The 24,286-nt window shown below is 63.0% G+C and carries 19 protein-coding genes; 10 read left to right on the top strand and 9 right to left on the bottom strand.

Annotated elements, in window-relative coordinates:
- Window positions 1-58: 58 nt before the first annotated feature.
- Window positions 59-976, bottom strand: coding sequence for a transcriptional regulator MetR (metR, locus tag BLT00_RS10110; RefSeq protein WP_058546066.1), 918 nt, complete (start codon window positions 974-976; stop codon window positions 59-61).
- Between the two features lie 109 nt (window positions 977-1,085).
- Here metR and metE point away from each other — a divergent pair, with 109 nt between their 5' ends.
- Both metE and BLT00_RS10120 read left to right on the top strand, forming a co-directional pair.
- Window positions 1,086-3,398: a 5-methyltetrahydropteroyltriglutamate--homocysteine S-methyltransferase gene (metE, locus tag BLT00_RS10115; protein ID WP_092146958.1), complete on the top strand. Its 2,313-nt coding sequence runs from the start codon at window positions 1,086-1,088 to the stop codon at window positions 3,396-3,398.
- 332 nt (window positions 3,399-3,730) lie between these two features.
- Window positions 3,731-4,750 carry an alpha/beta fold hydrolase gene (locus tag BLT00_RS10120; RefSeq protein ID WP_092146960.1) on the top strand — a complete coding sequence of 340 codons (1,020 nt, stop codon included), beginning with the start codon at window positions 3,731-3,733 and terminating at the stop codon, window positions 4,748-4,750.
- A gap of 803 nt (window positions 4,751-5,553) precedes the next feature.
- Here the strand turns inward: BLT00_RS10120 and BLT00_RS10125 are convergent.
- Entirely contained in the window at window positions 5,554-6,435 is an 882-nt protein-coding gene (locus tag BLT00_RS10125) for a LysR substrate-binding domain-containing protein (RefSeq protein WP_092152517.1), read from the bottom strand.
- 160 nt (window positions 6,436-6,595) lie between these two features.
- On the opposite strand from BLT00_RS10125, the gene BLT00_RS10130 reads away from it, so the two are divergent.
- From BLT00_RS10130 to BLT00_RS10155, 6 genes are all read left to right on the top strand, one after another.
- Complete coding sequence (locus BLT00_RS10130) at window positions 6,596-8,233, top strand: 5-guanidino-2-oxopentanoate decarboxylase (RefSeq protein ID WP_092145049.1); 1,638 nt, start codon at window positions 6,596-6,598, stop codon at window positions 8,231-8,233.
- Window positions 8,230-9,678 (top strand): aldehyde dehydrogenase family protein, encoded by a 1,449-nt coding sequence (locus BLT00_RS10135; protein ID WP_092145051.1) that lies wholly within the window; start codon window positions 8,230-8,232, stop codon window positions 9,676-9,678. Before BLT00_RS10130 ends, BLT00_RS10135 begins: the two co-directional genes overlap by 4 nt.
- 215 nt (window positions 9,679-9,893) lie before the next feature.
- Complete coding sequence (locus BLT00_RS10140) at window positions 9,894-10,997, top strand: extracellular solute-binding protein (protein WP_092145053.1); 1,104 nt, start codon at window positions 9,894-9,896, stop codon at window positions 10,995-10,997.
- Between the two features lie 225 nt (window positions 10,998-11,222).
- Window positions 11,223-12,131: an ABC transporter permease gene (locus BLT00_RS10145; protein ID WP_092145055.1), complete on the top strand. Its 909-nt coding sequence runs from the start codon at window positions 11,223-11,225 to the stop codon at window positions 12,129-12,131.
- Complete coding sequence (locus tag BLT00_RS10150; protein ID WP_092145057.1) at window positions 12,128-12,976, top strand: ABC transporter permease; 849 nt, start codon at window positions 12,128-12,130, stop codon at window positions 12,974-12,976. The genes BLT00_RS10145 and BLT00_RS10150 overlap by 4 nt, the downstream gene beginning before the upstream one ends.
- Window positions 12,977-12,991: 15 nt before the next feature.
- Window positions 12,992-14,047: an ABC transporter ATP-binding protein gene (locus tag BLT00_RS10155; RefSeq protein WP_092145059.1), complete on the top strand. Its 1,056-nt coding sequence runs from the start codon at window positions 12,992-12,994 to the stop codon at window positions 14,045-14,047.
- A gap of 25 nt (window positions 14,048-14,072) precedes the next feature.
- Here BLT00_RS10155 and BLT00_RS10160 read toward each other — a convergent pair whose 3' ends face one another.
- The gene (locus BLT00_RS10160; RefSeq protein WP_092145061.1) at window positions 14,073-15,002 is read right to left on the bottom strand and encodes an AraC family transcriptional regulator; all 930 of its coding nucleotides are present in this window, start codon (window positions 15,000-15,002) and stop codon (window positions 14,073-14,075) included.
- Between the two features lie 328 nt (window positions 15,003-15,330).
- Here BLT00_RS10160 and BLT00_RS10165 point away from each other — a divergent pair, with 328 nt between their 5' ends.
- Both BLT00_RS10165 and BLT00_RS10170 read left to right on the top strand, forming a co-directional pair.
- Window positions 15,331-15,684, top strand: coding sequence for a putative quinol monooxygenase (locus tag BLT00_RS10165; RefSeq protein WP_092145063.1), 354 nt, complete (start codon window positions 15,331-15,333; stop codon window positions 15,682-15,684).
- 43 nt (window positions 15,685-15,727) lie between these two features.
- Complete coding sequence (locus BLT00_RS10170) at window positions 15,728-15,961, top strand: hypothetical protein (RefSeq protein ID WP_063325233.1); 234 nt, start codon at window positions 15,728-15,730, stop codon at window positions 15,959-15,961.
- Between the two features lie 164 nt (window positions 15,962-16,125).
- Here BLT00_RS10170 and BLT00_RS10175 read toward each other — a convergent pair whose 3' ends face one another.
- The 6 genes from BLT00_RS10175 to BLT00_RS10200 all read right to left on the bottom strand — a co-directional run bounded on the left by BLT00_RS10175 (window position 16,126) and on the right by BLT00_RS10200 (window position 24,099).
- Window positions 16,126-16,746, bottom strand: a complete 621-nt coding sequence (locus BLT00_RS10175) for a flavin reductase family protein (protein ID WP_063324578.1) — start codon at window positions 16,744-16,746, stop codon at window positions 16,126-16,128.
- Window positions 16,747-17,024: 278 nt separating this feature from the next.
- Window positions 17,025-17,357 (bottom strand): hypothetical protein, encoded by a 333-nt coding sequence (locus BLT00_RS10180; RefSeq protein WP_092145065.1) that lies wholly within the window; start codon window positions 17,355-17,357, stop codon window positions 17,025-17,027.
- 298 nt (window positions 17,358-17,655) lie between these two features.
- Window positions 17,656-18,975, bottom strand: a complete 1,320-nt coding sequence (locus tag BLT00_RS10185; protein WP_063324580.1) for an MFS transporter — start codon at window positions 18,973-18,975, stop codon at window positions 17,656-17,658.
- Between the two features lie 269 nt (window positions 18,976-19,244).
- Window positions 19,245-20,570, bottom strand: coding sequence for a sigma-54-dependent transcriptional regulator (locus BLT00_RS10190; protein ID WP_092145067.1), 1,326 nt, complete (start codon window positions 20,568-20,570; stop codon window positions 19,245-19,247).
- Window positions 20,563-22,329, bottom strand: a complete 1,767-nt coding sequence (locus BLT00_RS10195) for a sensor histidine kinase (protein WP_092145069.1) — start codon at window positions 22,327-22,329, stop codon at window positions 20,563-20,565. Before BLT00_RS10195 ends, BLT00_RS10190 begins: the two co-directional genes overlap by 8 nt.
- 246 nt (window positions 22,330-22,575) lie before the next feature.
- A complete protein-coding gene (locus BLT00_RS10200; protein WP_063324582.1) occupies window positions 22,576-24,099 on the bottom strand; it encodes a fumarate hydratase in 1,524 nt (507 codons plus the stop codon).
- Window positions 24,100-24,286: the final 187 nt, after the last annotated feature.

A 24,286-nucleotide genomic window follows, 5' to 3' on the forward strand; every position in this document is an offset into this window, starting at 1 on the left:
TTCAGAGGGGGCTGCTGCGCAGCCCAGCGGGAGCAAGCTCCCTCGCCACAAAAAGCAGTCAGCGCACGGCACTGACCCCGTCCAACGTGGAAAACGACGTGTCCTTGGCCGTCAGCAAAAAATCGCGCATGTACGGCGCGTCGAGCATGTCGGTGCGCACCGCCGCGTAGAGCGTGGCAAACAAGCCTTTCTCCCCCAGCCGCTTGGCCTTCACGTAACCCCGCGAGCTGTATTCATGCAGGGCCCAGTGCGGCATGCCGCAGACACCGCGACCGCTGGCCACCAGTTGCATCATCATCACCGTCAGTTCAGAGGTGCGCACCTGGGCCGGTTCGATGTCGGCCGGTTCCAGGAAACGGGTGAAGATGTCCAGCCGGTCGCGCTCCACCGGGTAGGTGATCAGGGTTTCGCTGATCAGGTCCTCGGGCACGATGTAGGGCTTGCCCGCCAGTCGATGCTGGTTGGCCACGGCGAGCATCGCTTCGTAGGTGAACAATGGCACGTAGGTGATGCCGGCCAGCTCCAGCGGGTCGGAGGTCACCACCAGGTCGAGGTCGCCCCGGGCCAGGGCTGGCAACGGCGCGAAAGCGAAGCCCGAAGCCAGGTCCAGTTCGACTTCCGGCCAGGCATCGCGGAATTGGTCGATGGTCGGCATCAACCACTGGAAGCAGCTATGGCACTCGATGGCCATGTGCAGCCGTCCGGCGGTGCCGCCAGCCAGGCGGGCGATGTCCCGTTCGGCGCCACGCAGCAAGGGCAGGGCGGCATCGGCCAGTTGCAACAGGCGCAGGCCGGCGCTGGTGAACCGTACCGGCTTGGTCTTGCGCACGAACAACTGCATGCCCAGGCGCTCTTCCAGTTCCTTGAACTGGTGGGAGAGGGCGGACTGGGTCAGGTGCAGGCGTTCGGCGGCTTCGACCAGGCTGTCGGCTTCGCGCAGGGCGTGCAGGGTCTTGAGGTGACGGAGTTCAAGCACCGGAGTTGCTCCATGAGTAAAACTTGTGATCAACACGAAAAGGTTGAGTTTGTCTCATGTAGGGTCGGCTGTCGACAATGGCGCCATCTTTTACAGGAGGACGCACACCATGGCCCTGGCCCACACTCTCGGTTTCCCTCGCATCGGCGCCGACCGCGAACTGAAAAAAGCCCTCGAAGCCTATTGGAAAGGTGACCTGGCCCCGGCCGCGTTGCAGGCGGTGGGTCGCGAACTGCGGGCCCGGCACTGGCAATTGCAGAAAGACGCCGGCATCGACCTGCTGCCCGTCGGCGACTTTGCCTGGTACGACCAAGTGCTCAGCCATTCCCTGACCCTGGGCGTCGTGCCACAGCGTTTCCACAGCACCTTGAATGCCCAGGGCCGACCGACCCTCGACACCCTGTTCGCCATGGCCCGTGGCGCCACGGCCAGTTGCTGCGGGGCCGACCACGGCCAGGCGCAATACGCCCAGGAACTGACCAAGTGGTTCGACACCAACTACCACTACCTGGTCCCGGAGTTTTCCGCCGACCAGACCTTCGCCCTGAGCTGGGAACAGTTGTTCGATGAAGTGGACGAGGCCCATGCCTTGGGCCATCAGGTCAAACCGGTGATCATCGGCCCGTTGACCTACTTGTGGCTGGGCAAGGCCAAGGGCGAGGCGTTCGACAAGCTCGGCCTGCTGGAGCGCCTGCTGCCGGTCTACGGGGAGATCCTCAACCGTCTCAAGGCCCAGGGCGTGGAGTGGGTACAGATCGACGAACCGATCCTCACCCTCGACCTGCCTCAAGCCTGGAAGAGCGCTTTCGAACGGGCTTATCACATCCTCCAGTACTCGCCGCTGAAAAAACTCGTGGCCACCTATTTCAGTGGCCTGCAAGACAACCTCGGCCTGGCGGTCAGCCTGCCGGTGGATGGCTTGCACATCGACGCGGTGCGCGCCCCGGAACAACTGGGCCAGGTGCTGGACCGCCTGCCGACCTACAAGATTCTGTCGGTGGGCCTGGTCAATGGCCGCAACGTCTGGCGCTGTGAACTGGAACAGGCGCTGGCGCAGCTGCAACCGGCCCAGGAGCGCTTTGGCGACAACCTCTGGGTCAGCACCTCATGCTCGCTGTTGCACAGCCCGGTGGACCTGGAGCGTGAAGACCGCCTCGATCCGGAACTCAAGAGCTGGCTGGCCTTTGCCGTGCAGAAGTGTGGTGAAGTCGCGGTGCTGCGCGATGCCCTGAACGATCCACACGCGCCCGCTGTGCAACAGGCCTTGGCCGACAGCCGCGAGGTGCAGGCCAGTCGCGCCCGTTCGGCGCGCATTCACAAACCCGCGGTCCAGGCGCGCCTGGCGGCAATCGGGCCACAGGACAGTCAGCGGCGCTCGCCGTTTGCCAAGCGCATCGAACGCCAGCGCGCCCGTCTGAAACTGCCTGCCTTTCCCACCACCACCATCGGCTCCTTCCCGCAGACCCCGGCGATTCGCCTGGCGCGTCAGGCCTACAAGCAAGGCAAGCTGTCGGCCAATGACTATCAGGACGCCATGCACACCGAGATCCGCCATGCCGTGCAGATCCAGGAACGCCTGGGCCTGGATGTGCTGGTGCACGGTGAAGCCGAGCGCAACGACATGGTGGAATACTTCGCCGAGCACCTGGACGGCTACGTCTTCACCCGTTTCGGTTGGGTGCAGAGCTACGGTTCGCGCTGCGTGAAACCGGCGATCATCTATGGCGACATCAGTCGGCCGAGCGCCATGACCGTCGACTGGATCCGCTACGCGCAAAGCCTGACCGACAAGATCATGAAAGGCATGCTCACCGGCCCCGTGACCATGCTGATGTGGTCGTTCCCCCGTGAAGACGTGTCGCGCCAGGTCCAGGCCCGACAACTGGCCCTGGCCCTGCGGGACGAAGTGCTGGACCTGGAAAAGGCCGGGATCAAGATTGTGCAGATCGACGAGGCGGCGTTCCGCGAAGGGTTGCCGCTGCGTCGCGGGCAATGGCAGGAGTACCTGGACTGGGCGGTTGACGCGTTCCGTTTGTGCGCGTCGGGGGTGGCTGATGAAACCCAGATCCATACCCACATGTGCTACAGCGAATTCAACGACGTGATCAAGGCCATCGCCGACATGGACGCCGATGTCATCACCATCGAGACCTCGCGTTCGGACATGGAATTGCTGGAGGCGTTCGAGGCGTTCGACTACCCGAACGACATCGGCCCGGGCGTCTACGACATCCACTCGCCACGGGTGCCGGACACGGCCGAGATGGTTGCGCTGATGAGCAAGGCGGTAAAACGGATCGCCGCCGAGCGGTTGTGGATCAACCCCGACTGTGGGTTGAAAACCCGGGGCTGGCCGGAAACGGAAGCGGCATTGGTGAATATGGTGGCGGCGGCGCGGCAGTTGCGCAGCCAGTTGGCCTGAGGCTCGGAGTTGTGGGCGAGCACCCTGTCCCTGGCAAGGGGAGCTTTTTTGTGGCGAGGGAGCTTGCTCCCGCTGGGCTGCGCAGCAGCCCCAACATCTATCTGTCGCCGCAGTGCCCCAGGCAGAGCCCCGGGGGTTGCTGCGCAACCCAGCGGGAGCAAGCTCCCTCGCCACAGGGTGTCCACCATGTCCCCGGTCCAAACAGGTGCCCACATGGCTTCAGATCACCACTCGGCAATCTTCATCAAACTGTCACGCAATTGTGGCAGCGCGCTTGAACAAACTTCATCAGACTCGCGCTCTACTGGGGTTCTGCGTTTCGGTGTTTCTTCATGCGTGTATTCATTTTCCTGGCCGCGTTGTTTTTCGGCCTGCCGTCGATGGCGGCTTCTCGGTGTGACATCAATGTTGCGACCCAACGGGTCGATCTGGCTCAGGTGAGCCTGGCCTACCAGAGCGTTGGCCGTGCCTCGGATCCGGCGCTGTTGCTGGTGATGGGCCTGGGTGGGCAGTTGATCCATTGGCCGGACGAAGTGGTGGTCGCCCTGTGCGAGCAAGGTTTCCGGGTGATTCGCTACGACAACCGCGACGTCGGCCTGTCCACCTGGCGCCAAGCGCCCGGCAGCGCCAACCTGACCTTTGAAGCCCTGCGCTACAAACTCGGCTTGCCCGTGGCCGCGCCCTATACCTTGACCGACATGGCTGACGACGGACTGGGGCTGATGGACGCCTTGCACGTGCAAAGCTTCCACGTACTGGGGGTAAGCATGGGCGGGATGATCGCCCAGCACATGGCGGCCATGGCCCCCGAGCGGGTTGAAAGCCTGACCCTGATCATGACCAGTTCCAGCGCCGCAGGCCTGCCGGCGCCCAGCGAAAGGCTGGTGCAACTGTTGTCCCGGCGCGGTGCGCCGAATCGCGAAATGGCCCTGGAACAGCAGGCCGATCTGCTGGCCGCCCTCGGCAGCCCGATGGTGGTCGACGACCGCGAGGCGCTGCTGCATCAGGCCGCAGTGGCCTATGACCGGGCCTTCAACCCCGAGGGCGTAAAGCGTCAGATCATGGCGATCATGGCCGAGCCAAGCCGGGTGACGCTGCTCGATCAACTGCGCGTGCCGACCCTGGTTATCCACGGCACCGCCGACCCGTTGCTGCCGGTGATGCACGGCGTGCACTTGGCGGCGCACATCCAGGGCAGCCAGTTGAAGCTGATCCCGGGCCTGGCCCATCGTTTCCAGGAGGCATTCAAGGCGCCGTTGCTGGGTGCCGTGTTGCCGTATCTGCAGCAGCATCGCGAAGACACATCGCATTGGGCGCAGATCGAGCCGGTGCAGGCGCCTAATCTGCTCTGACAAGCCCGTACTGATCTCTTGAGCCTGGTGTGATCATGTGGCGAGGGAGCTTGCTCCCGCTGGGCTGCGCAGCAGCCCCATCATCTACCTGCCGCCGCAGTGCCCCAGGCAGACCCCAGGGGTTGCTGCGCAACCCAGCGGGAGCAAGCTCCCTCGCCACGGTCCTGTTCATCCTTGAATGATCTGGGTGGCTGACGCCTACCGCGCCTGTGCCTGCTCCACCAACCACCCCATCAATAGCATCGCGAAGACACATCGCATTGGGCGCAGATCGAGCCGGTGCAGGCGCCTAATCTGCTCTGACAAGCCCGTACTGATCATTTGAGCCTGGTGTGATCATGTGGCGAGGGAGCTTGCTCCCGCTGGGCTGCGCAGCAGCCCCATCATCTACCTGCCGCCGCAGTGCCCCAGGCAGACCCCAGGGGTTGCTGCGCAACCCAGCGGGAGCAAGCTCCCTCGCCACGGTCCTGTTCATCCTTGAATGATCTGGGTGGCTGACGCCTACCGCGCCTGTGCCTGCTCCACCAACCACCCCATCAATAGCATCGCGAAGACACATCGCATTGGGCGCAGATCGAGCCGGTGCAGGCGCCTAATCTGCTCTGACAAGCCCGTACTGATCACTTGAGCCTGGTGTGATCATGTGGCGAGGGAGCTTGCTCCCGCTGGGCTGCGCAGCAGCCCCATCATCTACCTGCCGCCGCAGTGCCCCAGGCAGACCCAGGGGTTGCTGCGCAACCCAGCGGGAGCAAGCTCCCTCGCCACGGTCCTGTTCATCCTTGAATGATCTGGGTGGCTGACGCTTACCGCGCCTTGGCCTGCTCCACCAACCACCCCATCAAGGCCTGCAACGGCCCTGACACTTCGGGTTTGTGCGGATGCACCAAGTGATAACCCAGCCCGGTCTTGACCTTCAGTTCAAACGGCATCACCAGTCGGCCGGCGCTCAAGTCATCGCCGATCAGCGACCAGTCGCCAATTGCCACGCCCGTGCCTTGGGAAGCCATGGACATCGCCAGGTCCAGGGTTTCGAAATGCTGGCCCTTGCTGACATTGCTCAAGTGCACATCGGCTGCCTTCAGCCAGGCGTTCCAGTCGCGCTCGTCACGGGTGGGGTGCAGCAGCACGTGTTGTTGCAGGTCGGCGGGTTCATGCAGCGGCACCGGCCCTTCCAGGATCGGACGGGAGCAGACGGGCGTCAGTTGTTCATCGAACAGATGTACGCACGCCAGCGAGGCGTCGGGTGCTGGGCCATAGACCACCGCGGCGTCGAAGGCTTCGCGCTGGAAATCCACGCCGTGCCTGACCGTGGTGGTCAGTTCCACCGGCACGTCCGGTCGTTCCTTCTGCCATTGCAACAGGCGCGGCAGCAGCCAGCGCATCACGCAGGTCGGGGCCTTGAGTTGCAGGGTCTGGCGTTTTTCGCCGACCTGCTCAACCGCTTCGCCGATCAGTCTGAACACCTGCTGCACCCGGGGTAGCCACGCCTGGCCTTCGGCAGTCAGGGTCAGGCCGCGTGCCTGGCGCTGGAACAGTGCATAGCCCAGATGATCTTCCAGCCCGGCGATCTGCCGGCTCACCGCGCCTTGGGTGATATGCAGTTGTTCGGCGGCCCGGGTGAAATTGCAGCATTGGGCCGTGATCAGAAATGTGTGCAGCGCCGGCAGCGGGGGAAGTCGTTTCATTTCGGATCCAAGCCATGACGTGAGGACATGGCTAGTATGACTTTTTATCCATTGTTGCCGCTATGGTCGGACCGTTCCAATAACGCCATTCCCAAGACAGAAAAAGGGTCCCGCCGCATGCCGTGCGAGGCCCTTTACACGACACGAAAAGGCAATGGCAATGGCGACGTGCGGCGAAGTATTGGTCAAGTTACTCCACGCGTATGGCGTGGAGCAGGTGTTCGGCATTCCTGGCGTGCACACCGTCGAGTTGTACCGCGGGCTGGCCCGTTCCAACATCCGCCATGTGACCCCGCGTCATGAACAGGGCGCAGGTTTCATGGCCGACGGTTACGCCCGGGTCAGCGGCAAGCCCGGCGTGTGTTTCATCATCACCGGCCCCGGCATGACCAACATCACCACCGCCATGGGCCAGGCCTACGCCGATTCGATCCCGATGCTGGTGATCTCCAGCGTGCAGTCGCGCAACCAGTTGGGCGGCGGGCGCGGCAAGTTGCATGAACTGCCGAACCAGGCTGCATTGGTGGGCGGTGTCGCGGCGTTTTCCCACACGCTGATGTCCGCCGCTGAATTGCCCGGTGTGCTGGCCCGGGCGTTCGCCGTGTTCCAGGCTGGGCGCCCGCGGCCGGTGCACATTGAAATTCCGTTGGACGTGCTGGTCGAAGACGCCGATGCCTTGCTCGCCAGTGTGCCGGTGAACATCAACCGTGCCGGTGCTGCGCCGAGTGCCGTGGCGCAAATGGCTGCAAAGTTGGCATCGGCTCAACGGCCGTTGATCCTGGCCGGCGGCGGTGCCATCGACGCGGCGGCCGAATTGACTGAACTGGCCGAACGTCTCGGCGCACCCGTGGCGTTGACCATCAATGCCAAGGGCCTGTTACCGTCCCGGCATCCGTTGCTGATCGGCTCCACGCAGAGCCTGGTCGCCACCCGCGCGTTGGTGGCCGAAGCGGATGTGGTGCTGGCCATCGGCACCGAGCTGGCCGAGACCGACTACGACATCACCTTCGCCGGCGGCTTCGAGATTCCCGGTGCGTTGCTGCGCATCGACATCGACCCGGACCAGACCGTGCGCAACTACCCGCCGCACCTGGCGCTGGTGGCCGACGCTCGCGTCGCCACCCGGGCCGTGCTCGATGCGCTGAGCCAGCACCCCTTGGCCGAGCGCCGTGACGATTGGGGCACGACGCGTGCCGCCCGGTTGCGCGCAGAGCTTCAAGGCAGTTGGGACGCCGCGACCCGCGCCCAGACCTTGTTTCTCGACACCGTCTTGCAAGCACTGCCGGAGGCGGTGTTCGTCGGCGATTCGACCCAACCGGTGTACACCGGCAACCTGACCTTCAACCCGGAGCAGCCACGCCGCTGGTTCAATTCATCCACCGGCTACGGCACCCTCGGCTACGCCTTGCCGGCGGCCATTGGCGCCTGGCTTGGCGGCAAGGACCGGGGCCATGGTCGCCCGGCGGTGGTGTGTTTGATTGGCGATGGCGGGTTGCAGTTCACCCTGCCGGAACTGGCCAGCGCGGTGGAGGCGCGCACGCCGGTGATCGTGCTGCTGTGGAATAACCAGGGCTACGAAGAGATCAAGAAATACATGGTCAACCGCGCCATCGAGCCGGTGGGCGTGGACATCTACACCCCGGATTTCATCGGTGTCGCTAGGGCTTTGGGCTGCGCTGCGCAAGCCATCGACGGCGTGGCGCAACTGCACGCCGCGTTGCTCGCCGCTTGCGACCGGCAGGGCCCGACGCTGATCGAAATCGACCAGGCAACCTGGATGGCGCAGGTGTCGAAATGAATTTCCCTACGACGCAAGACGGGCTGTACATCAACGGTGAATGGTTGGCCGGCGATCAACCGCTGCGGGTGATCAACCCGGCGACCGAAGCGCTGCTGACCACCGTTCATGGCGGTGGTGAACGCGCCGTCGATCAGGCATTGAACGCCGCGACCCAGGCTTTCACGCACTGGTCGACCACCACCGGCGCCGAGCGTGGCGCGATCCTGCGCCGGATTGCCGCCGGCGTGCAGGCAGGCCGCGAGCGGTTGATGCAATTGCAATCGAGCAACAACGGCAAACCGTTGTTCGAAGCGGCCATCGATGTCGACGATGTGATCGCCACCTTCGAGTATTACGCCGAGTTGGCCGAAGGCCTGGACGCTCGGCAAGACAGTCCGCTGGCATTGCCCAGTGCTGATTTCAGCGCACGCCTGCGCCGCGAACCGTGCGGCGTGGTCGGCTTGATCGTGCCGTGGAATTTCCCGATGGTCACCACGGCCTGGAAACTCGCCCCGGCATTGGCTGCCGGCTGCTGCGTGGTGCTCAAGCCCTCGGAGGTCACACCGTTGCCCGAGCTTGCGCTGGCATCGATCATCGCCGAATCCGGCTTGCCCCACGGGGTTTTCAACCTGGTCTGCGGCACTGGCCTGGCAGTGGGCGCGCCGCTGGCGGCGGACCCGCGCGTGGCGAAGATCTCCTTCACCGGCAGCAACGCGGTGGGCGTGCAAGTGATGCAACGGGCGGCGGAAACGGTGAAGGGCGTGAGCCTGGAGCTGGGCGGTAAATCGTCCCTGCTGGTACTGGCGGATGCCGACCTGGACCTGGCGGTGGAGCTGGCCTGTGGCGGCGCTTTCTTCAATGCCGGACAGATGTGTTCGGCCACCAGCCGCGTGCTGGTGGCCGATGAGCTGGCCGATGAATTCCTGCGCCGGCTCAAGGCCCGTGCCGAAGCGATCCGCGTAGCCGATCCGTTCGATCCGGACGTGGAGATGGGGACACTGGTCAACCAGGCGCAATACCAGCGGGTGCTGGGGCACATCGACCGAGGCCTGAGCGCCGGAGCGACCCTGGTGTGCGGCGGCCAGCGACCGGCGCACCTGCCGCGCGGCTTTTTTCTACAGCCGACAATCTTCACTGACGTGCCCCTCGACAGTGCGCTGTGGTGCGAAGAGATCTTCGGGCCAGTGGTGTGCGTACGCCGTTTCAGCAGCCAGGCGCAGGCCATCGCCCTGGCCAACGACAGCCGTTTCGGTCTGGTGGCCAGCGTGGTCAGCCGCGATGCCGAAGCCGCCGGGCAGGTGGCCGACGCGTTGCAGGCTGGGCTGGTGTGGATCAACGCGCCCCAGGTGATTTTTCCCCAGGCGGCGTGGGGAGGGTACAAGCAGAGCAGCCTGGGCCGCGAGTTGGGACCTTGGGGGTTGGCCGCGTTCCAGGAAATCAAGCATGTGGTCCGGGCGATCTGACGGCACGTTTTCAGGTCATGCATGCCTCGAAAAAAGGCATGCGCCAAGGACATGGCTCCAATGAGTTTTTTTCGATAGTCAGGGATTTTGCACAACCTCAGGATGGCCGCAGGCGGCGGCAAAGCCCAGGCAATACGGGGCTTTCGTCGACGCCGAACGGTGCGGGCACAACGGTTTTTACCCACCTCATACTTAAAAGAATAAAGGGAGTCCTCATGGGCGAGCATGATCTGAACAGACGTCAATTCATCAAGACTGCAAGTGTGGTTTCGGTTGCAGCGGCGGCCATGAGCATGCCGTTCATCAGTGCGCGGGCCAGTGACACGCGGTTCGTCGGCAAGACCCTGCGCCTGCTGACCTGGTCCGATGACACCGGGCTGGCGGCGCTGCGCAACATCGCCGCCACCTTCGAGGCCAAGACCGGGGCCAAGGTCATTGCCGACCGCACCGGCAGTACCTCGGAGATGGTGGCCAAGCTCAAGGCCGGTGGCGACCGGCCGCAGTACGACATCATCACCCTGGCAGGCGTCGGCGCCGAGGGCCTGGCGGTTGCCGGGCTGCTGGAAAAACCCGACCTCAACCGCATTCCCAACCTGGCTGACGTGCCGGCGCAATACCGCACCGGCGCTGGCGGCCATGGCATCGGTTACCTGCTGTGGTGCAACAGCCTGGTCTACAGCACCCGTACCTTGCAGCAGGCACCGGACAGTTACGCTGCGCTGTGGGACGCGGAGCTGGCGCCGAACATTTTCCTGCCGCCGCCAAACTGGACCGAGGCCATGGACCTGATCATCATCGCCGCCAAGCTGGCCGGTGGTGATGAACACAACATCGAACCCGGCTTCAAGAAACTCGCCGAACTCAAGGATCGGGTGGTGACCCTGGGGGAAAACCCGAACCAGATCGCCGAGCTGTTCCGCACCGGTTCCCTGGACATGGGCGGCTTGTATGCGCCGGCGTTTTTCCCCAAGCAGATCCGCGACCCGGCCTACGGCCTCGGGGCGACGTTCGGCATGAAGGAAGGTTTCTACACCGACCTGATGCTCTCGGTCATGCCAAAAAACCGCCCGGGCGACACCGACCTGGCCTACGCCTTCATCGACCACTCCCTCGACCCGCTGGTGCAGGGCAAGATGGCCGAAGACATCTTCAACGGCCCGGTCAACGCCAAGGCCATCATCTCCAGCGAAGCGCGCAAGAGCCCCTACATCCTCACCCCGGAGCAAATCGCCGACAAAGCGATCATGCATGACAACGCCTTCCTGGCGACGGTGCATGACCAGTGGATTCGTCGGTACACGGAAATCTTCTCTTCCTGAAACAAGCGCTGCACACCGCCTGCCCAGCATAGGGAATTGAGGAGTACGCGGCCTCTGTGACCACCCGAGATCCAGTGTGGGAGCGAGCTTGCTCGCGATAGCGGTAGGTCAGTTGAAGGAGATGTTGACGGTGCTGCCGCCTTCGCGAGCCAGCTCGCTCCACAGGGAAGTGGGTTGTTTTGAAATTGTGTTTGTCCTGTCGTGTTCCTCTGACGAGATCTTGCCATGGAACCCCAACCGTTAACCCATCCCCAGCGCGTCGCATCCATGCGTCCACCCCGGGAGATTTCACCCACCGGCCGAGCCTGGCTGTTCCTGTCGCCGTCCATGCTGTTTCTCGGCGTGCTGATCGCCGCCAGCCTGCTGGTGCTGCGCATGAGCGTCGGCACCAAGGGCGCGGAGTGGAGTGGGTTCAGCCTCGCCAGCTACGAGCAGTTGCTGGAGCCTTATTACCTCAAGTCCCTGCTGCTGACCTTGCGCCTTGCATTGATCAGCGCGGTGATTGCTGTGCTGCTGGCGATCCCCGTGGCCTACACCATGTCGCGCCTGGCCTCGCCGTTGTTGCGGCGGGTGTTCCTGGCGGCGGTGCTGTTGCCACTGTTGGTCAACCTGCTGCTGCAAAGCTATGGCTGGCTGGTGATCCTCGGCCCTGCCGGCATGCTCAATCAGGCGCTCATGGGCCTGGGTTTGATCAAGCGACCGGTCATGCTGCTGTACAACCAGAATGGTGTGTTGATGGGCCTGGTCCAGACGGCCTTCCCCCTGGCCGTGTTGCCCATCGCCAGCGCCATGCGTGGGGTCGCCCGCAGCTATGAAGAGGCCGCCGCGACCCTCGGCGCCAGCCGCTTCCAGGTGTTTCGCCAAGTGGTGCTGCCCATGAGCCTGCCGGGCATCATCACCGGCGCGACGCTGGTGTTTGCCTACAACGCCAGCAGCTTTGTCGTGCCGCTGCTGTTGGGCGGCCGGCGGGTGCCGATGCTGGCGGTGATGGTCCACGATCAGATTGCCCCGTTGATGAACTGGCCCGCCGCGTCCGCCGCTGGGGTGGTGCTGATTGTCACCACGTTGATGATCATGACCCTGTCCGAATATTTCACCGGCCGTCGTCGGCGGATGCTGGAGGCTTCTCAATGACCGCGTTGAGCAAAAAACGCCAGTCGCTGTTGCCCGGTGAAACCGGGCGCGCAGTGGGGCTGCTGTCGGGTTTCATCCTGCTGCTGGCGGTGCTGCCGATCCTGACCATGATCGTCATGTCCTTCAGCGGCGCCGCGAACCTGGACTTTCCGCCGAGCAGCTACAGCCTGCAATGGTACCGGGCGGCCTGGCACACCTTCGTATCGCCGGATGCCAGCGATGTGCTGAGCCTGGGCCAGGCCATGGGCACCAGTTTGTTGGTGGCCTGCCTGACCATGATTTTCGCCACGCTGATCGCCGTGCCGGCGGCCTACGCGCTGACCCGTTGCGAGTTCCGTGGCAAGGCTGTGGCGCTGCAACTGATGTCGCTGCCGTTGGTGTTTCCCATGGTGGTGCTGGGGTTGGCGCTGCTGTTGGTGTTCGACAGCCTGCCGTTCCAGATGACCACCTCGCGGCTGGTCATTGCCCACGTGATCCTCGCCTTGCCGTTCGTGGTGAAGAACTGCACCGCCGCCATGCTTGGCATCGGCAGCGAAGTCGAAGAAGCCGCGCGAATGCTCGGGGCGACACCGCGGCGGGCCATCGTCGACGTGGTGGTGCCATTGATGAAGTCGGGAATTCTCGCCGGGATGCTGCTGGCGTTCATTGTCTCGTTCAACGAATTCACCGTGACCTATTTCCTCTACACCATCGATGTCATGACCGTGCCGATCTGGATGTACAGCCGCACCGTGTCGTCGCTGGACCCCACCGTTTTCTCGTTTGCCGTGCTCATCGTGCTGATCGACTTCGTGCTGATCTGGGCGTTGGAGAGGCTGGTGGGCGAGGGCGGCGTTTCCTTTTGATTTCAAGGTGAAGACATGACTGGACTGATACTGGAAAACGTCGAGAAACATTACGGCTCGGCCTGTGCGGTGAAGGACGTGAACCTGCATTTGCCCGAAGGAAAACTGGTGTGCTTTCTCGGGCCTTCAGGCTGTGGCAAGACCACTTTGCTGCGCATGATCGCCGGCCTGGAAAGCCTCAGCGGTGGTGAAATCCGCCTGGATGGGCAAGACATCGGCCATACCCCGGCGCACCTGCGTAACTTCGGCATGGTGTTTCAATCGCTGGCGCTGTTTCCCCACATGACCGTCGGCGAGAACATCGCCTATCCGCTGAAGCTTCGGGGTGTGGGCAAGGCCGAGCAACAAGCGCGGGTGGTGGAGTTGCTGGAACTGATCCAGCTCCAGGCGATGATCGACCGGCCCGTGGCCAAACTGTCCGGCGGCCAACGCCAGCGCGTGGCGATTGCCCGGGCCATTGCTGCCCGGCCGAAGATCCTCTTGCTGGACGAACCGCTGTCGGCCCTGGACGCCAAGCTGCGCGAGTCGATGCAAGTGGAAATCCGCCAACTGCAGCAGCGGTTGAACATCACCACGATCCTGGTGACCCATGATCAGCGCGAAGCCATGACCATGGCCGACATCGTCGTGGTGCTGGGGGAACATCGGGTGCAACAGGTCGGTACGCCGATCGAGATCTACCGGCACCCGGCCAATGAGTTCGTCGCCGACTTCATCGGCTCTGGCAACATTTTTCCGGCGACCACCCTGGGCAACGGGCGAGTGGGGCTGCCGGGTGGCGATGCGCTGGAGGTGCCGGCCAGCGATAGCCTCAAGGTTGGCGAAAAGATCAAGCTGCTGGTGCGCCCCGAAGACCTGCAACTGTCCGCGCCCCAGGCCACGGTGGGCAACCGGTTGCTGGGCAAGGTCACGTTCGTGCGCGACATCGGTGCGACGATCGAGACCACGGTGGAGTGTTCTGGAATCTCGTTCACGGCACTGAGCACGCCGTGCCAGGGCATGGACCTGGGCATCGGGCATGCGGTGTCGGTGACCATACCGGCGCAGGCATGTCGGGTGCTCGCTGCCTGATTTCAAAAGGCAATGCAAACCCAGATCAAACCGTCATCCGCAACCGCGCCAAGTCCCGCAACGGCGGCGCGCCGAACAATCGGCTGTACTCGCGGCTGAACTGCGAAGGGCTTTCATAACCCACCCGATAGCCCGCCGCCGAAGCTTCCAGCCCTTCGGCCAGCATCAGCCGCCGGGCTTCCTGCAAGCGCAGTTGCTTCTGGTATTGCAGCGGGCTCATGGCGGTCATGGCCTTGAAGCGGTGGTGCAGGGTCGAGACGCTGAGGTTCACTTCCCGGGCCAGGTCATCGATGCGCAGCGGCTGTTCGAAATGGCCGTTGAGCCATTTGATCGCCTGGCTGATGCGATGGCTCTGACTGTTGGCGATGGCGATTTCGTACAGCCGATAACCCTGGGGACTGCGCAGCAGACGATAGAGGATTTCCCGGCGAACCAGCGGCGCGAGCATGGCGATGTCTTTCGGCGTATCGAGCAACCGTGCCAGGCGCAGTACGGCGTCGAGCATTGGCGTGTCCAGGCGTTCGACATACAGCCCGCGCCCGGCGGGGCGGGTCGGTACGCCCAGGGGGCCGGCGTCGGCGATCAATGCGGTGATTTCCGCCGGGTCGATGTCCAGGCGCAGGGCCAGGATGGGTTGCTCGGGCGAAACGTCGGCAACGCAACCACTCAACGGCATCGAGACCGAGACCACCAGGTAATGGAGTGGGTCGTAGTTGAACAACTCATCCGCCAGGCGCACCTGTTTGCTGCCCTGGGCCATGATGCACAGCGCCGGTTGCGCCAACACCGGGGCGAACTTATGCGGCTGGCTGTGCCGTGACAGATTCAGTGAGCCGATGGCCGTGGCGTAGCTTCCGTCTTCGCTGGTGTTGCGGTCGATGATCGATGCCAGTTCGGCGCGCTGTTGTTCCAGATACGTGTCCAGTGGGACGTGGGCGTGGTCGAGTGGCGACATGCCGGGATCCTCAAGCGATAGGGAGCGATGAACAAAAGCTTATGTTTGTGCAAGGCACAGCGATAGCAACATCCTGTTGAAAGCTTGCCTGATCCTGCACGACGCAAAGGGCCATGACGCTGCAATGCTGTGGAAACTTGCTTGAAACCTTTTGTTTCAACTTCCCGGGTTTCGACCGGATCGATAGCAAATTTTATGATACCGACGCGCAGGATCGTGCAATGGGTCGGCAGGAATCGACTAACGAAACTGGCAGGGCGGCGCTTAACCTTTGATCCTGTCGCGGCCTGTCCCCGGCTGCACAACGGATGACCTGGGAGGGTTGAACATGTCTACACAGATCCCCGTCAGTCACATGGCTTTTGTCCGGGCCCGCGTCGGTTGCTCCAAGCAACTGGGCGCACGCCTGAGTACGCTGATCGCGCCTTCGCGCCAGGCCCCCGGTTGCCTGTACTTTGCCTTGCAGCATTCGCAGTGCGATGCCGATTTGTGGCTGGTGTCCGGGCTTTGGGTCAATCAGGCGGCCATGGATGCCTACTTCAATTCCCCGGCCATGGCGATATTTGCCGAGCTGGTGCAAGACCTGGTGGTGAGCAGCCTGGATTTCCATACGTTCCGCGACGTGTCCGCCGCCCAGGCGACCGAAGGGTGCCTGGCGCAGGTACACAAACTGGCTGGTTGAAGGTTTAATGAGCGTCATTTTCCACCGCCAGGATGCACAAGACATGGCACGTAAAGCCTTTGAAACCTTTGAAGCTGTTTCCGCTGTAATCCCCAAAGAAGGCGGCGGCTACCATGCCGCCATCGCCACCAAGGCCATCGGTGGTTCCGGTGCGCCGCGTTTCAACAAGATCCTTGAAGAGCAAACCTTCGAGACCGCGGTCAAAGCCGATGAAGCGGCAGCCCTGCAGCTGACCCACCTCAAAGGTGTCGACGACGAGGGCGGGTTGGTCTGGTAGCGGCACGATCACCCGGTAGGGCTTTTGTGGCGAGGGAGCTTGCTCCCGCTGGGCTGCGAAGCGGCCCCCCGGTTTGTCTGACACACCGCAAGGGGACGCTGCGCGTCCAGCGGGAGCAAGCTCCCTCGCCACAGGTTGCTGTTTCTTCTTGAGAGCCGTGTCGCTTACTTCGGGCGATGCATCTTGAACAACGCCTCAGGCCCCAGCTGGAAATAATCCGCCGGCCCGCCACCGCGCAAGATCGGCTCGGCGGCGGCGGTGTCGTACACCCCGTCTTTCAACAACCACTTGGCGATATGCACGGCGACCACTTCGCCGAGGATCAGCCAGCTTGGCACGAGCCCTTTGTCCGCTCGCTGCAGTTGAATAATCTGCGTGACCTTGCATTCGAAGGACACCGGGCTTTCGGCGACGCGTGGAACCTGGATTACCCGTGATGGGGCGGCCGTCAAACCCGCCAGTTCGAACTCATTGACCTCTGGGGCGACCATCGCGCAGCTCTGGTTCATCTGCTCGGCCAGCGGGCGCGTGGCCAGGTTCCAGGCGAACTCGCCGGTCTGTTCGATGTTGTTCAGGCTGTCTTTGCGCCCAACGCTGGAGAACCCGATGATCGGTGGAATGTAGTTGAAGGCGTTGAAAAAACTGTAGGGCGCAAGGTTCAGGCGGCCTTCGGCATCCTGGGACGAAATCCAGCCAATGGGGCGCGGGCCAACGATGGCGTTGAATGGGTCGTGGGGTAGGCCGTGGCCGTTGGCGGGTTCGTAGAAGTGGATGTCATCGGGCATGGTTGAAGAAGGTCCTGCGGTGGGCTTTCAAAGGGATTGGAAGATAGTGCAGGGCCGCGCTGTTTTTGTCAGCACCCTGGGACACTGTGGGAGCAGGCTGCTCGCGAATGCGCAGGTTCAGACACATAGATGTCGACTGACATACTGTCTTCGCGAGCAAGCCCGCTCCCACAATTTGATGAGTGGCGATAACAAAACCACTGGCGGTCTTCCTTTTTCCATAGCCCATGAATAACTAAGCCCGGCCGAAGCCGGGCTGTGAGGGTGTCGTTCTCGGGTTAGCTGATGGCAGCAGTGTTAGTGCGGTCGAAGCCATCTTCGGCAACGGTGGCGCCGTTAGTGCGGTCGAAGCCATCTTCGGCAACGGTGGCGCCGTTAGTGCGGTCGAAGCCATCTTCAGCAACGGTGGCGCCGTTAGTGCGGTCGAAGCCGTCTTCAGCAACGGTGGCGCCGTTAGTACGGTCGTAACCATCAGATGCGACGGTGGCGGCGCTCGTACGGTCATAACCATCGGCGGCGATGGCCGAGCTGGTGCGGTCGAAACCGTCGGCAGCAAAGGTGTTGGCAGCCAGTACGGAAAGGGTCAGGGCGATGATCAGTTTGGTTTTCATGGTCGTGCTCCAGAATGTTTGGCGTTAGCGCCTTGGGTGTGGAGTTGATATTACGCTTGTTAATTTGATTAAAAAGCGCAAAAAAATGCTCAAATAAATCGATAAAATCGATGTGTTAGCCGTTGCAGCAGAGCGGTCAATGAGGCCATTGCCGGCGTATTCGAGTGGCGTTCTGTTGAGGATGAGGGTGAAGGTCAGGCATTAACCAGGGATTAATGTCAGAAAGATCTTTAGCCAGGAACGAAAAAAGGGGCGAACCCTGTCAGGTTCGCCCCTTTTTGTTTGTACGACTTGGAGGTCAGTCGGTCACGATCCGTGAATGCTTGCGGGTGTCTTTCATGGTGATGTACACCAGCAGCGATACGGCGATGCAGGCCGTCACGTACCAGTAGTAACCGGTTTCCATGCCGATGCTCTTGAACCATAGGGCGATGTATTCAGCGGTGCCGCCGAAGATCGACACGGTCAGTGCGTACGGCAGGCCGACGCCCAGGGCGCGGATTTCGGTGGGGAACAGCTCGGCTTTCACCACGGCGTTGATCGAGGTGTAGCCGCTGACGATGATCAGCGCGGCCATGATCAGGAAGAACGCACCCCACCAGGTCTGGATGGTGTGAAGGGTGGTGAGGATCGGCACGGTGAACAGCGTGCCGAGGATGCCGAAGGCGATCAGGATCGGCCGGCGACCGATCTTGTCCGACAGCCCGCCGATCACCGGTTGCAGGCACATGAACAGGAACAGCGTGGCGGCGGAAATGGTGGTGGAGTCGGAGATGCTCATGCCGACGGTGTTCACCAGGTATTTCTGCATGTAGGTGGTGTAGGTGTAGAACGCCAGCGTGCCGCCCATGGTCAAGCCGACCACGGTCATCAGTTCCTTGGGATGGCGCAGCAAGGTGCGCATGGCGCTTTCCTTGGCTTTTTCCTTCTTGGTGAACGACTCGGTTTCTTCCATGCCGCGCCGCAGGTACAGCGCCACGATCGCACACAGCGCGCCGATGGCGAACGGGATGCGCCAGCCCCAGGCATACAGCTGTTCGGTGGTGAGGAACTGTTGCAGCACGATCAGCACGCCGAGGGCGATGAGCTGGCCGGAGATCAGGGTCACGTACTGGAAGCTGGAGAAGAAGCCGCGACGTTCCTTGGTCGCCATCTCGCTCAGGTAGGTCGCCGAGGTGCCGTACTCGCCACCCACCGACAGGCCTTGGAGCAGGCGGGCAAACACCAGCAGGATCGGCGCACCGACGCCGATGGTTTCGTAGCTCGGGCTCAAGGCGATGATCAGCGAGCCGAAGCACATCAGGTACACCGAAGCCATCAACGCACGTTTGCGACCGGCGCGGTCGGCGTACAGGCCCATCAACCACCCGCCGATCGGGCGCATCAGGAAGCCCACGGCGAAGATCGCGGCGGTATTGAGCAATTGGGCGGTGGTGTCGCCCTTGGGGAAGAAGACTTTGGCGAAGTACAACGAGAAAGCGGCGTAGACGTACCAGTCATACCACTCGACCATGTTGCCGACCGAGCCGCTGAAGATCGATTTGATCCGGCTGGCGGTGGTTCTTTCACGGGCGGGCACGGCAGCCGACCCAAGGGGCAGGGCGTTGGAGTTATCCATTGAAGGATCCTTCGTTTAATTGTTTTTGTGGAGCGCGTGGGAACGCAGCCTGCCAGGGCTATAGCAGGAGCTGTGCCAGGTGGCAGAAGGCCGGTTTAGAGGGGGTAGTGACGTTGAATGAGCGGAAATCCGCTTGCTTTGGATTCGGCATGAGCGGGAATCCGCTTATGTTGATCGTTCCCACGCTGCGTGGGAATGCATCCCGTGACGCTCTGCGTCACCTCCGGAGCGTCCCTGGCGGCAGCGGGAGCGTGGGAGCGATCAACACCCTACAAAAACATCTCCCGACTCAACCCATGGCGTTGCATCTTTTCATTGAAGGTGCGGCGCGGCAGTTGCAGTTCTTCGAGCACGGCTTTCACATCGCCTTTGTGCCGCGTCAGGGCGGCGCGCAGGCATTGGGCTTCGAAGGCTTCCTGCTGGGCCGCGAGAGACTGGCCCGGCTCCGTCTCCAGGGCCTGTGGTTGATCGAGCCCCAACACCTGGCGTTCGGCGACATTGGCCAGCTCTCGCACGTTGCCCGGCCAGTCGTGGCTGAGCAGGTGGCTCAATTGCGGGCCGCTCAGGGGCGCGGCGGCGCGACCCAGGCGTTCGGCGGCGCTGTGGGTGAAATGCTCGAACAGTAGGGGAATGTCCTCGCGCCGTTCTCGCAGCGGCGGCAGGCGCAGCTCGGCGATGTTCAAGCGATAGGCCAGGTCTTCGCGAAAACGCCCGGCCCGGGCTTCGTCCAGCAGGTCGGGCTTGGTGGCGGCGATGATGCGCAGGTCCACCTGGATGCTCTGGTTGGAACCCAGGCGTTCGAGCTTCTGTTCCTGCAACACCCGCAGTAACTTGACCTGTTGGGCCAGGGGCATGCTCTCGATTTCATCGAGGAACAGCGTGCCGCCGTTGGCGTATTCGAGCTTGCCGATGCGCTTGCCCTGGGCGCCGGTGAAGGCGCCGCTTTCGTGACCGAACAGCTCCGCTTCGAACAGCGCTTCGGGAATGGCTGCGCAGTTCAACGCGACGAAGGGCTTGCTCGCCCTCGTGCCGAAGTCGTGCAGGCAACGGGCGACCAGTTCCTTGCCGCTACCGGTTTCGCCGCGGATCAACACGTTGACCGGCAGTGCGGCCAGGTCCAGCACCTGGCGCCGCAGGTTTTGCAACGCACGGGAAACGCCCAGCAGCGTGCCATCGAGGCGGGCCCGGGCGTCGGCTTGTTCATGCAGGCGACGGTTTTCCAGGACCAGGGTGCGCTTGTCCAGGGCCCGGCGCAGGCTGCCGAGCAGGGCTTCGGGGCTGAAGGGTTTTTCCAGGAAGTCGTAGGCGCCGTCACGCATGGCCTCCACAGCCATGGGCACGTCGCCGTGGCCGGTCAACAGAATCACCGGCAGGTCCGGGTCGCGGCGGCGTACTTCGGCCAGTAGCTCCAGGCCGCTGAGGCTGGGCATGCGCACGTCGCTGAGGATCACCCCGGGGAAATGCTCCGGCAACCGGGCCAGGCATTCGTCGGCGCGGCTGAACAACTGCACCTGGAACCCCGACAGGCTCAACCATTGCTCGACGGCACTGCGGATGCTGCCTTCGTCATCCACGACCATGACTGAATCAAGCATGCAGTTGGGCCTCCTGATCGATGGGCAAGGTCACGCAGAATACTGCGCCATGTTCGTGATTGTCTGCCGTCAGCCGCCCGCCGGATTCATGAATGATCGCGAAGGAAACCGCCAGCCCCAAGCCCAAGCCGTCGCCTACCGCCTTGGTGGTGAAAAACGGATCGAACACCTGGGCCAGGTGTTCCTCGGCGATCCCGCTGCCGCTGTCGCTGACGGTCAGGCGCCACAATTGCTCATCGGCCTCCAGGCGCACTTCCAGGCGCTTGATGGGTTGCTCGGCCATGGCGTCGAGGGCATTGCGCAGCAGGTTGATCAACACTTGTTCGAGGCGGATCGCATCGCCGCGCACCCAGGCCGGTCGAGTCAGGTGCAACACGGTGCTGATCTGTTCGTCGCGCAGGCGCGTGTCCAGCAATTGCAGCGCCTGGTCGACCACCGCCGCCAGGTCCAGGCGTTCGCGCAGGCCGCTGGGGCTTTTGCGGGCAAATGTTTTCAAGTGGCCGGTGAGGGCGGCCATACGCGTCAGCATGTCGTCCACCGGCTTGAGGGCCTTGTAGGCGTCATCGACCCGACCGTGATCGAGCAATAAGCGCAGGGTCGCCAATTGCATGCGCTGGGCGGTCAAGGGCTGGTTGATTTCATGGGCCAGGGCCGCCGACATCTGCCCCAGTGCCGCCAGCTTGGCCGATTGCACCAACCCGTCCTGGGCCGTGCGCAGATCCCGGGTACGTTCTTCGACCAACCGTTCGAGCTCTTCGCGGCTGCGCTGGCGCAACCTTGCCAGGCGCCAGCGCTGGTTGAGAAACAGCAGCAGGAACACCAGCGCCAGCCACGAACCGGCGGCCGCGAGCCCGGCATTACGGCGGTCTTCGAAGGCGATCTGCGGACGGCGCAGCAAGTGCAGCGTCCAGCCTTCGGCGGTCAGCGGCAAGGATTCCCACAGGTAGTCCGCCGAGCCATCGGGCGTCTCGACCCGGGCCAGATGGCTATTGTCGTCAAAGCGCCGCAACGTTTCGTAAGCCAGCGGTTGCAACGGTTGTTTGTCGTATTGACGGGTGGCCTTGAGCTCGGCGCGGTCGCTGTCGCTCAGCGGCTGCAAGTGGCGATAACGCCAGCCTGGGCGGTTGGCGATGAAGATGATGCTCCGGGCATCGCTGACCAGCAGAGTGTCGCTGCCCTGGCGCCATTCGCGTTCCAGCTCCGGAAACTCCAGCTTTACCACCATCGCGCCGAGGAACTCGCCGTTGTCGTCGGTCACGGCGCTGGAGAGGAAGTATCCCGGGATGCCGCTGGTCACGCCCACCGCATAAAAACGTCCGGTGCCCTGGGTGCGGGTCTGGAGGAAATACGGACGAAAGCCATAGTTGTGCCCGACATAGCTGCTGGGCAGGCGCCAGTTGCTGGCCGCGACGGCCAAGCCTGTGTGGTCGAGCAATTCCAGGGTGGATGACTGGGCGGCGCCATTGATCCGTTCCAGCTTGCGGTTCAACACATCCTGCTGCGCCGCGCCGACCGGTCCCTTGAGGGCCGAACGTAACTCCGGGTCCAGCGCCAGCACGGCGGGCAGGGCGCGATAGCGCTCGATCAGGGTGTGCAACGAATTGGCGTACAGCGCCAACTGCTGGTTGGCACGGCTGGCGTCTTCTTCCAGGGCCACGCGTTCGGCGTGGCGCACGGCGAGGGTGGCGGCAACGGCTGCGCCGGTGAGGATCAGCAAGGTGTACAACGACAGACGCAAGGTACGGGTAGTTGGCAGCATGCTGGTGTGAACAGTTGCAAGTCGGGCGGGCACGATAGCATGGCGGTTGCGAAGACGGCTGCACATCCATATTCAAGGTGTCATTCATTGTGGCGAGGGCGCTTGCTCCCGCTGGGCTGCGTAGCAGACCCTTTTGTGAGCGCTACGCGCTCAAGCGGGAGCAAGCTCCCTCGCCACGGTTTGCACAAAAAAAAAGGCCGGTGGGCTTGTCGCCCACCGGCCTTTTTTACAGCAGCAAAGTGCCTGTTACTGCACTTCCACCGCCAGGCTGTCACTGATCTTCTTTTGCCAGATGGCAGGACCGGTGATGTGCACCGACTCGCCTTTGCTGTCGACCGCAACGGTCACCGGCATGTCCTTGACCTCGAACTCGTAGATCGCTTCCATCCCCAGTTCGGCGAACGCCAGGACCTTGGATTTCTTGATCGCCTGGGCCACCAGGTAAGCGGCACCGCCGACGGCCATCAGGTAGACGGCCTTGTTGTCCTTGATCGCTTCGATGGCGGTCGGGCCGCGCTCGGATTTGCCGATCATGCCCAACAGGCCGGTCTGCTCGAGGATCTGGCGGGTGAACTTGTCCATCCGCGTGGCCGTGGTCGGGCCGGCCGGGCCGACGACTTCGTCGCCTACCGGGTCGACCGGGCCGACGTAGTAGATGAAGCGGCCCTTGAGGTCCACCGGCAAGGTTTCACCCTTGTTCAGCATTTCCACCATGCGCTTGTGCGCCGCGTCGCGGCCGGTGAGCATCTTGCCGTTGAGCAGCACGGTTTCGCCCGGTTTCCAGCTCTGGACTTCTTCCGGGGTCAGGGTGTCGAGGTTCACGCGGCGAGCCGACGGGCCGGCTTCCCAGACGATTTCCGGGTAGGCGTCCAGCGGTGGCGCTTCCAGCGACGCCGGGCCGCTGCCGTCGAGCACGAAGTGGGCGTGACGGGTGGCGGCGCAGTTGGGGATCATGCACACCGGCAGCGAAGCGGCGTGGGTCGGGTAGTCCATGATCTTCACGTCGAGCACGGTGGTCAGGCCACCCAGGCCCTGGGCGCCGATGCCCAGTTGGTTGACCTTCTCGAACAGCTCCAGGCGCATCTCTTCGATACGGTTCTGCGGGCCGCGCGCCTTGAGCTCGTGGATGTCGATGGATTCCATCAACACTTCCTTGGCCATCACCGCAGCTTTCTCGGCGGTGCCGCCGATGCCGATACCGAGCATGCCCGGTGGGCACCAGCCGGCACCCATGGTCGGCACGGTTTTCAGTACCCAGTCGACGATGGAGTCGGACGGGTTGAGCATGGCCATCTTCGACTTGTTCTCGGAGCCGCCGCCCTTGGCCGCCACGTCCACTTCCACGGTATTGCCGGGGACGATGGAGTAGTGGATGACTGCCGGGGTGTTGTCCTTGGTGTTTTTGCGGGCGCCTGCCGGGTCGGCGAGGATGGACGCACGCAGGACGTTTTCCGGCAGGTTGTAGGCGCGACGCACGCCCTCGTTGATCATGTCGTCCAGGCTCATGGTCGCGCCGTCCCAACGCACGTCCATGCCCACGCGCACGAACACGGTCACGATGCCGGTGTCCTGGCAGATCGGCCGGTGGCCGGTGGCGCACATGCGCGAGTTGATCAGGATCTGCGCCATGGAGTCACGGGCCGCCGGCGATTCTTCGCGCAGGTAGGCCTCGTGCATCGCCTGGATGAAATCCACGGGGTGGTAGTAGGAAATGAACTGCAAAGCGTCGGCAACGCTCTGTATCAGGTCATCTTGCTTGATCACGGTCATGAGTCGCGCTCCTCTCTAAAGACGGGAACATTCAATAAGGTGCCGGCCGCTTGGGTGCATCGGTCGACGGGCGGCACCTCTATAAGGCACGCCGGGCATGCTGGCGCGACGCTAAAAAGGCGCGGCAGTATATCGCAGGCCGGCACCCTGTGGGAGCGAGCTTGCTCCCGATCACGACGGATTGATG

It is taken from the genome of Pseudomonas sp. NFACC51, from assembly GCF_900103575.1.
Taxonomy (GTDB): Bacteria; Pseudomonadota; Gammaproteobacteria; order Pseudomonadales; family Pseudomonadaceae; genus Aquipseudomonas; species Aquipseudomonas fluorescens_Q.

Coding starts and splice junctions, on each gene's coding strand:
- BLT00_RS10140 (WP_092145053.1), top strand. CDS start 9,894: ATGGGCGAGCATGATCTGAACAGACGTCAATTCATCAAGACTGCAAGT.
- BLT00_RS10195 (WP_092145069.1), bottom strand. CDS start 22,329: ATGCTGCCAACTACCCGTACCTTGCGTCTGTCGTTGTACACCTTGCTG.
- BLT00_RS10120 (WP_092146960.1), top strand. CDS start 3,731: ATGCGTGTATTCATTTTCCTGGCCGCGTTGTTTTTCGGCCTGCCGTCG.
- BLT00_RS10170 (WP_063325233.1), top strand. CDS start 15,728: ATGGCACGTAAAGCCTTTGAAACCTTTGAAGCTGTTTCCGCTGTAATC.
- BLT00_RS10135 (WP_092145051.1), top strand. CDS start 8,230: ATGAATTTCCCTACGACGCAAGACGGGCTGTACATCAACGGTGAATGG.
- BLT00_RS10175 (WP_063324578.1), bottom strand. CDS start 16,746: ATGCCCGATGACATCCACTTCTACGAACCCGCCAACGGCCACGGCCTA.
- BLT00_RS10200 (WP_063324582.1), bottom strand. CDS start 24,099: ATGACCGTGATCAAGCAAGATGACCTGATACAGAGCGTTGCCGACGCT.
- BLT00_RS10185 (WP_063324580.1), bottom strand. CDS start 18,975: ATGGATAACTCCAACGCCCTGCCCCTTGGGTCGGCTGCCGTGCCCGCC.
- BLT00_RS10160 (WP_092145061.1), bottom strand. CDS start 15,002: ATGTCGCCACTCGACCACGCCCACGTCCCACTGGACACGTATCTGGAA.
- BLT00_RS10165 (WP_092145063.1), top strand. CDS start 15,331: ATGTCTACACAGATCCCCGTCAGTCACATGGCTTTTGTCCGGGCCCGC.
- BLT00_RS10180 (WP_092145065.1), bottom strand. CDS start 17,357: ATGAAAACCAAACTGATCATCGCCCTGACCCTTTCCGTACTGGCTGCC.
- metE (WP_092146958.1), top strand. CDS start 1,086: ATGGCCCTGGCCCACACTCTCGGTTTCCCTCGCATCGGCGCCGACCGC.
- BLT00_RS10130 (WP_092145049.1), top strand. CDS start 6,596: ATGGCGACGTGCGGCGAAGTATTGGTCAAGTTACTCCACGCGTATGGC.
- BLT00_RS10145 (WP_092145055.1), top strand. CDS start 11,223: ATGGAACCCCAACCGTTAACCCATCCCCAGCGCGTCGCATCCATGCGT.
- BLT00_RS10155 (WP_092145059.1), top strand. CDS start 12,992: ATGACTGGACTGATACTGGAAAACGTCGAGAAACATTACGGCTCGGCC.
- BLT00_RS10150 (WP_092145057.1), top strand. CDS start 12,128: ATGACCGCGTTGAGCAAAAAACGCCAGTCGCTGTTGCCCGGTGAAACC.
- BLT00_RS10125 (WP_092152517.1), bottom strand. CDS start 6,435: ATGAAACGACTTCCCCCGCTGCCGGCGCTGCACACATTTCTGATCACG.
- BLT00_RS10190 (WP_092145067.1), bottom strand. CDS start 20,570: ATGCTTGATTCAGTCATGGTCGTGGATGACGAAGGCAGCATCCGCAGT.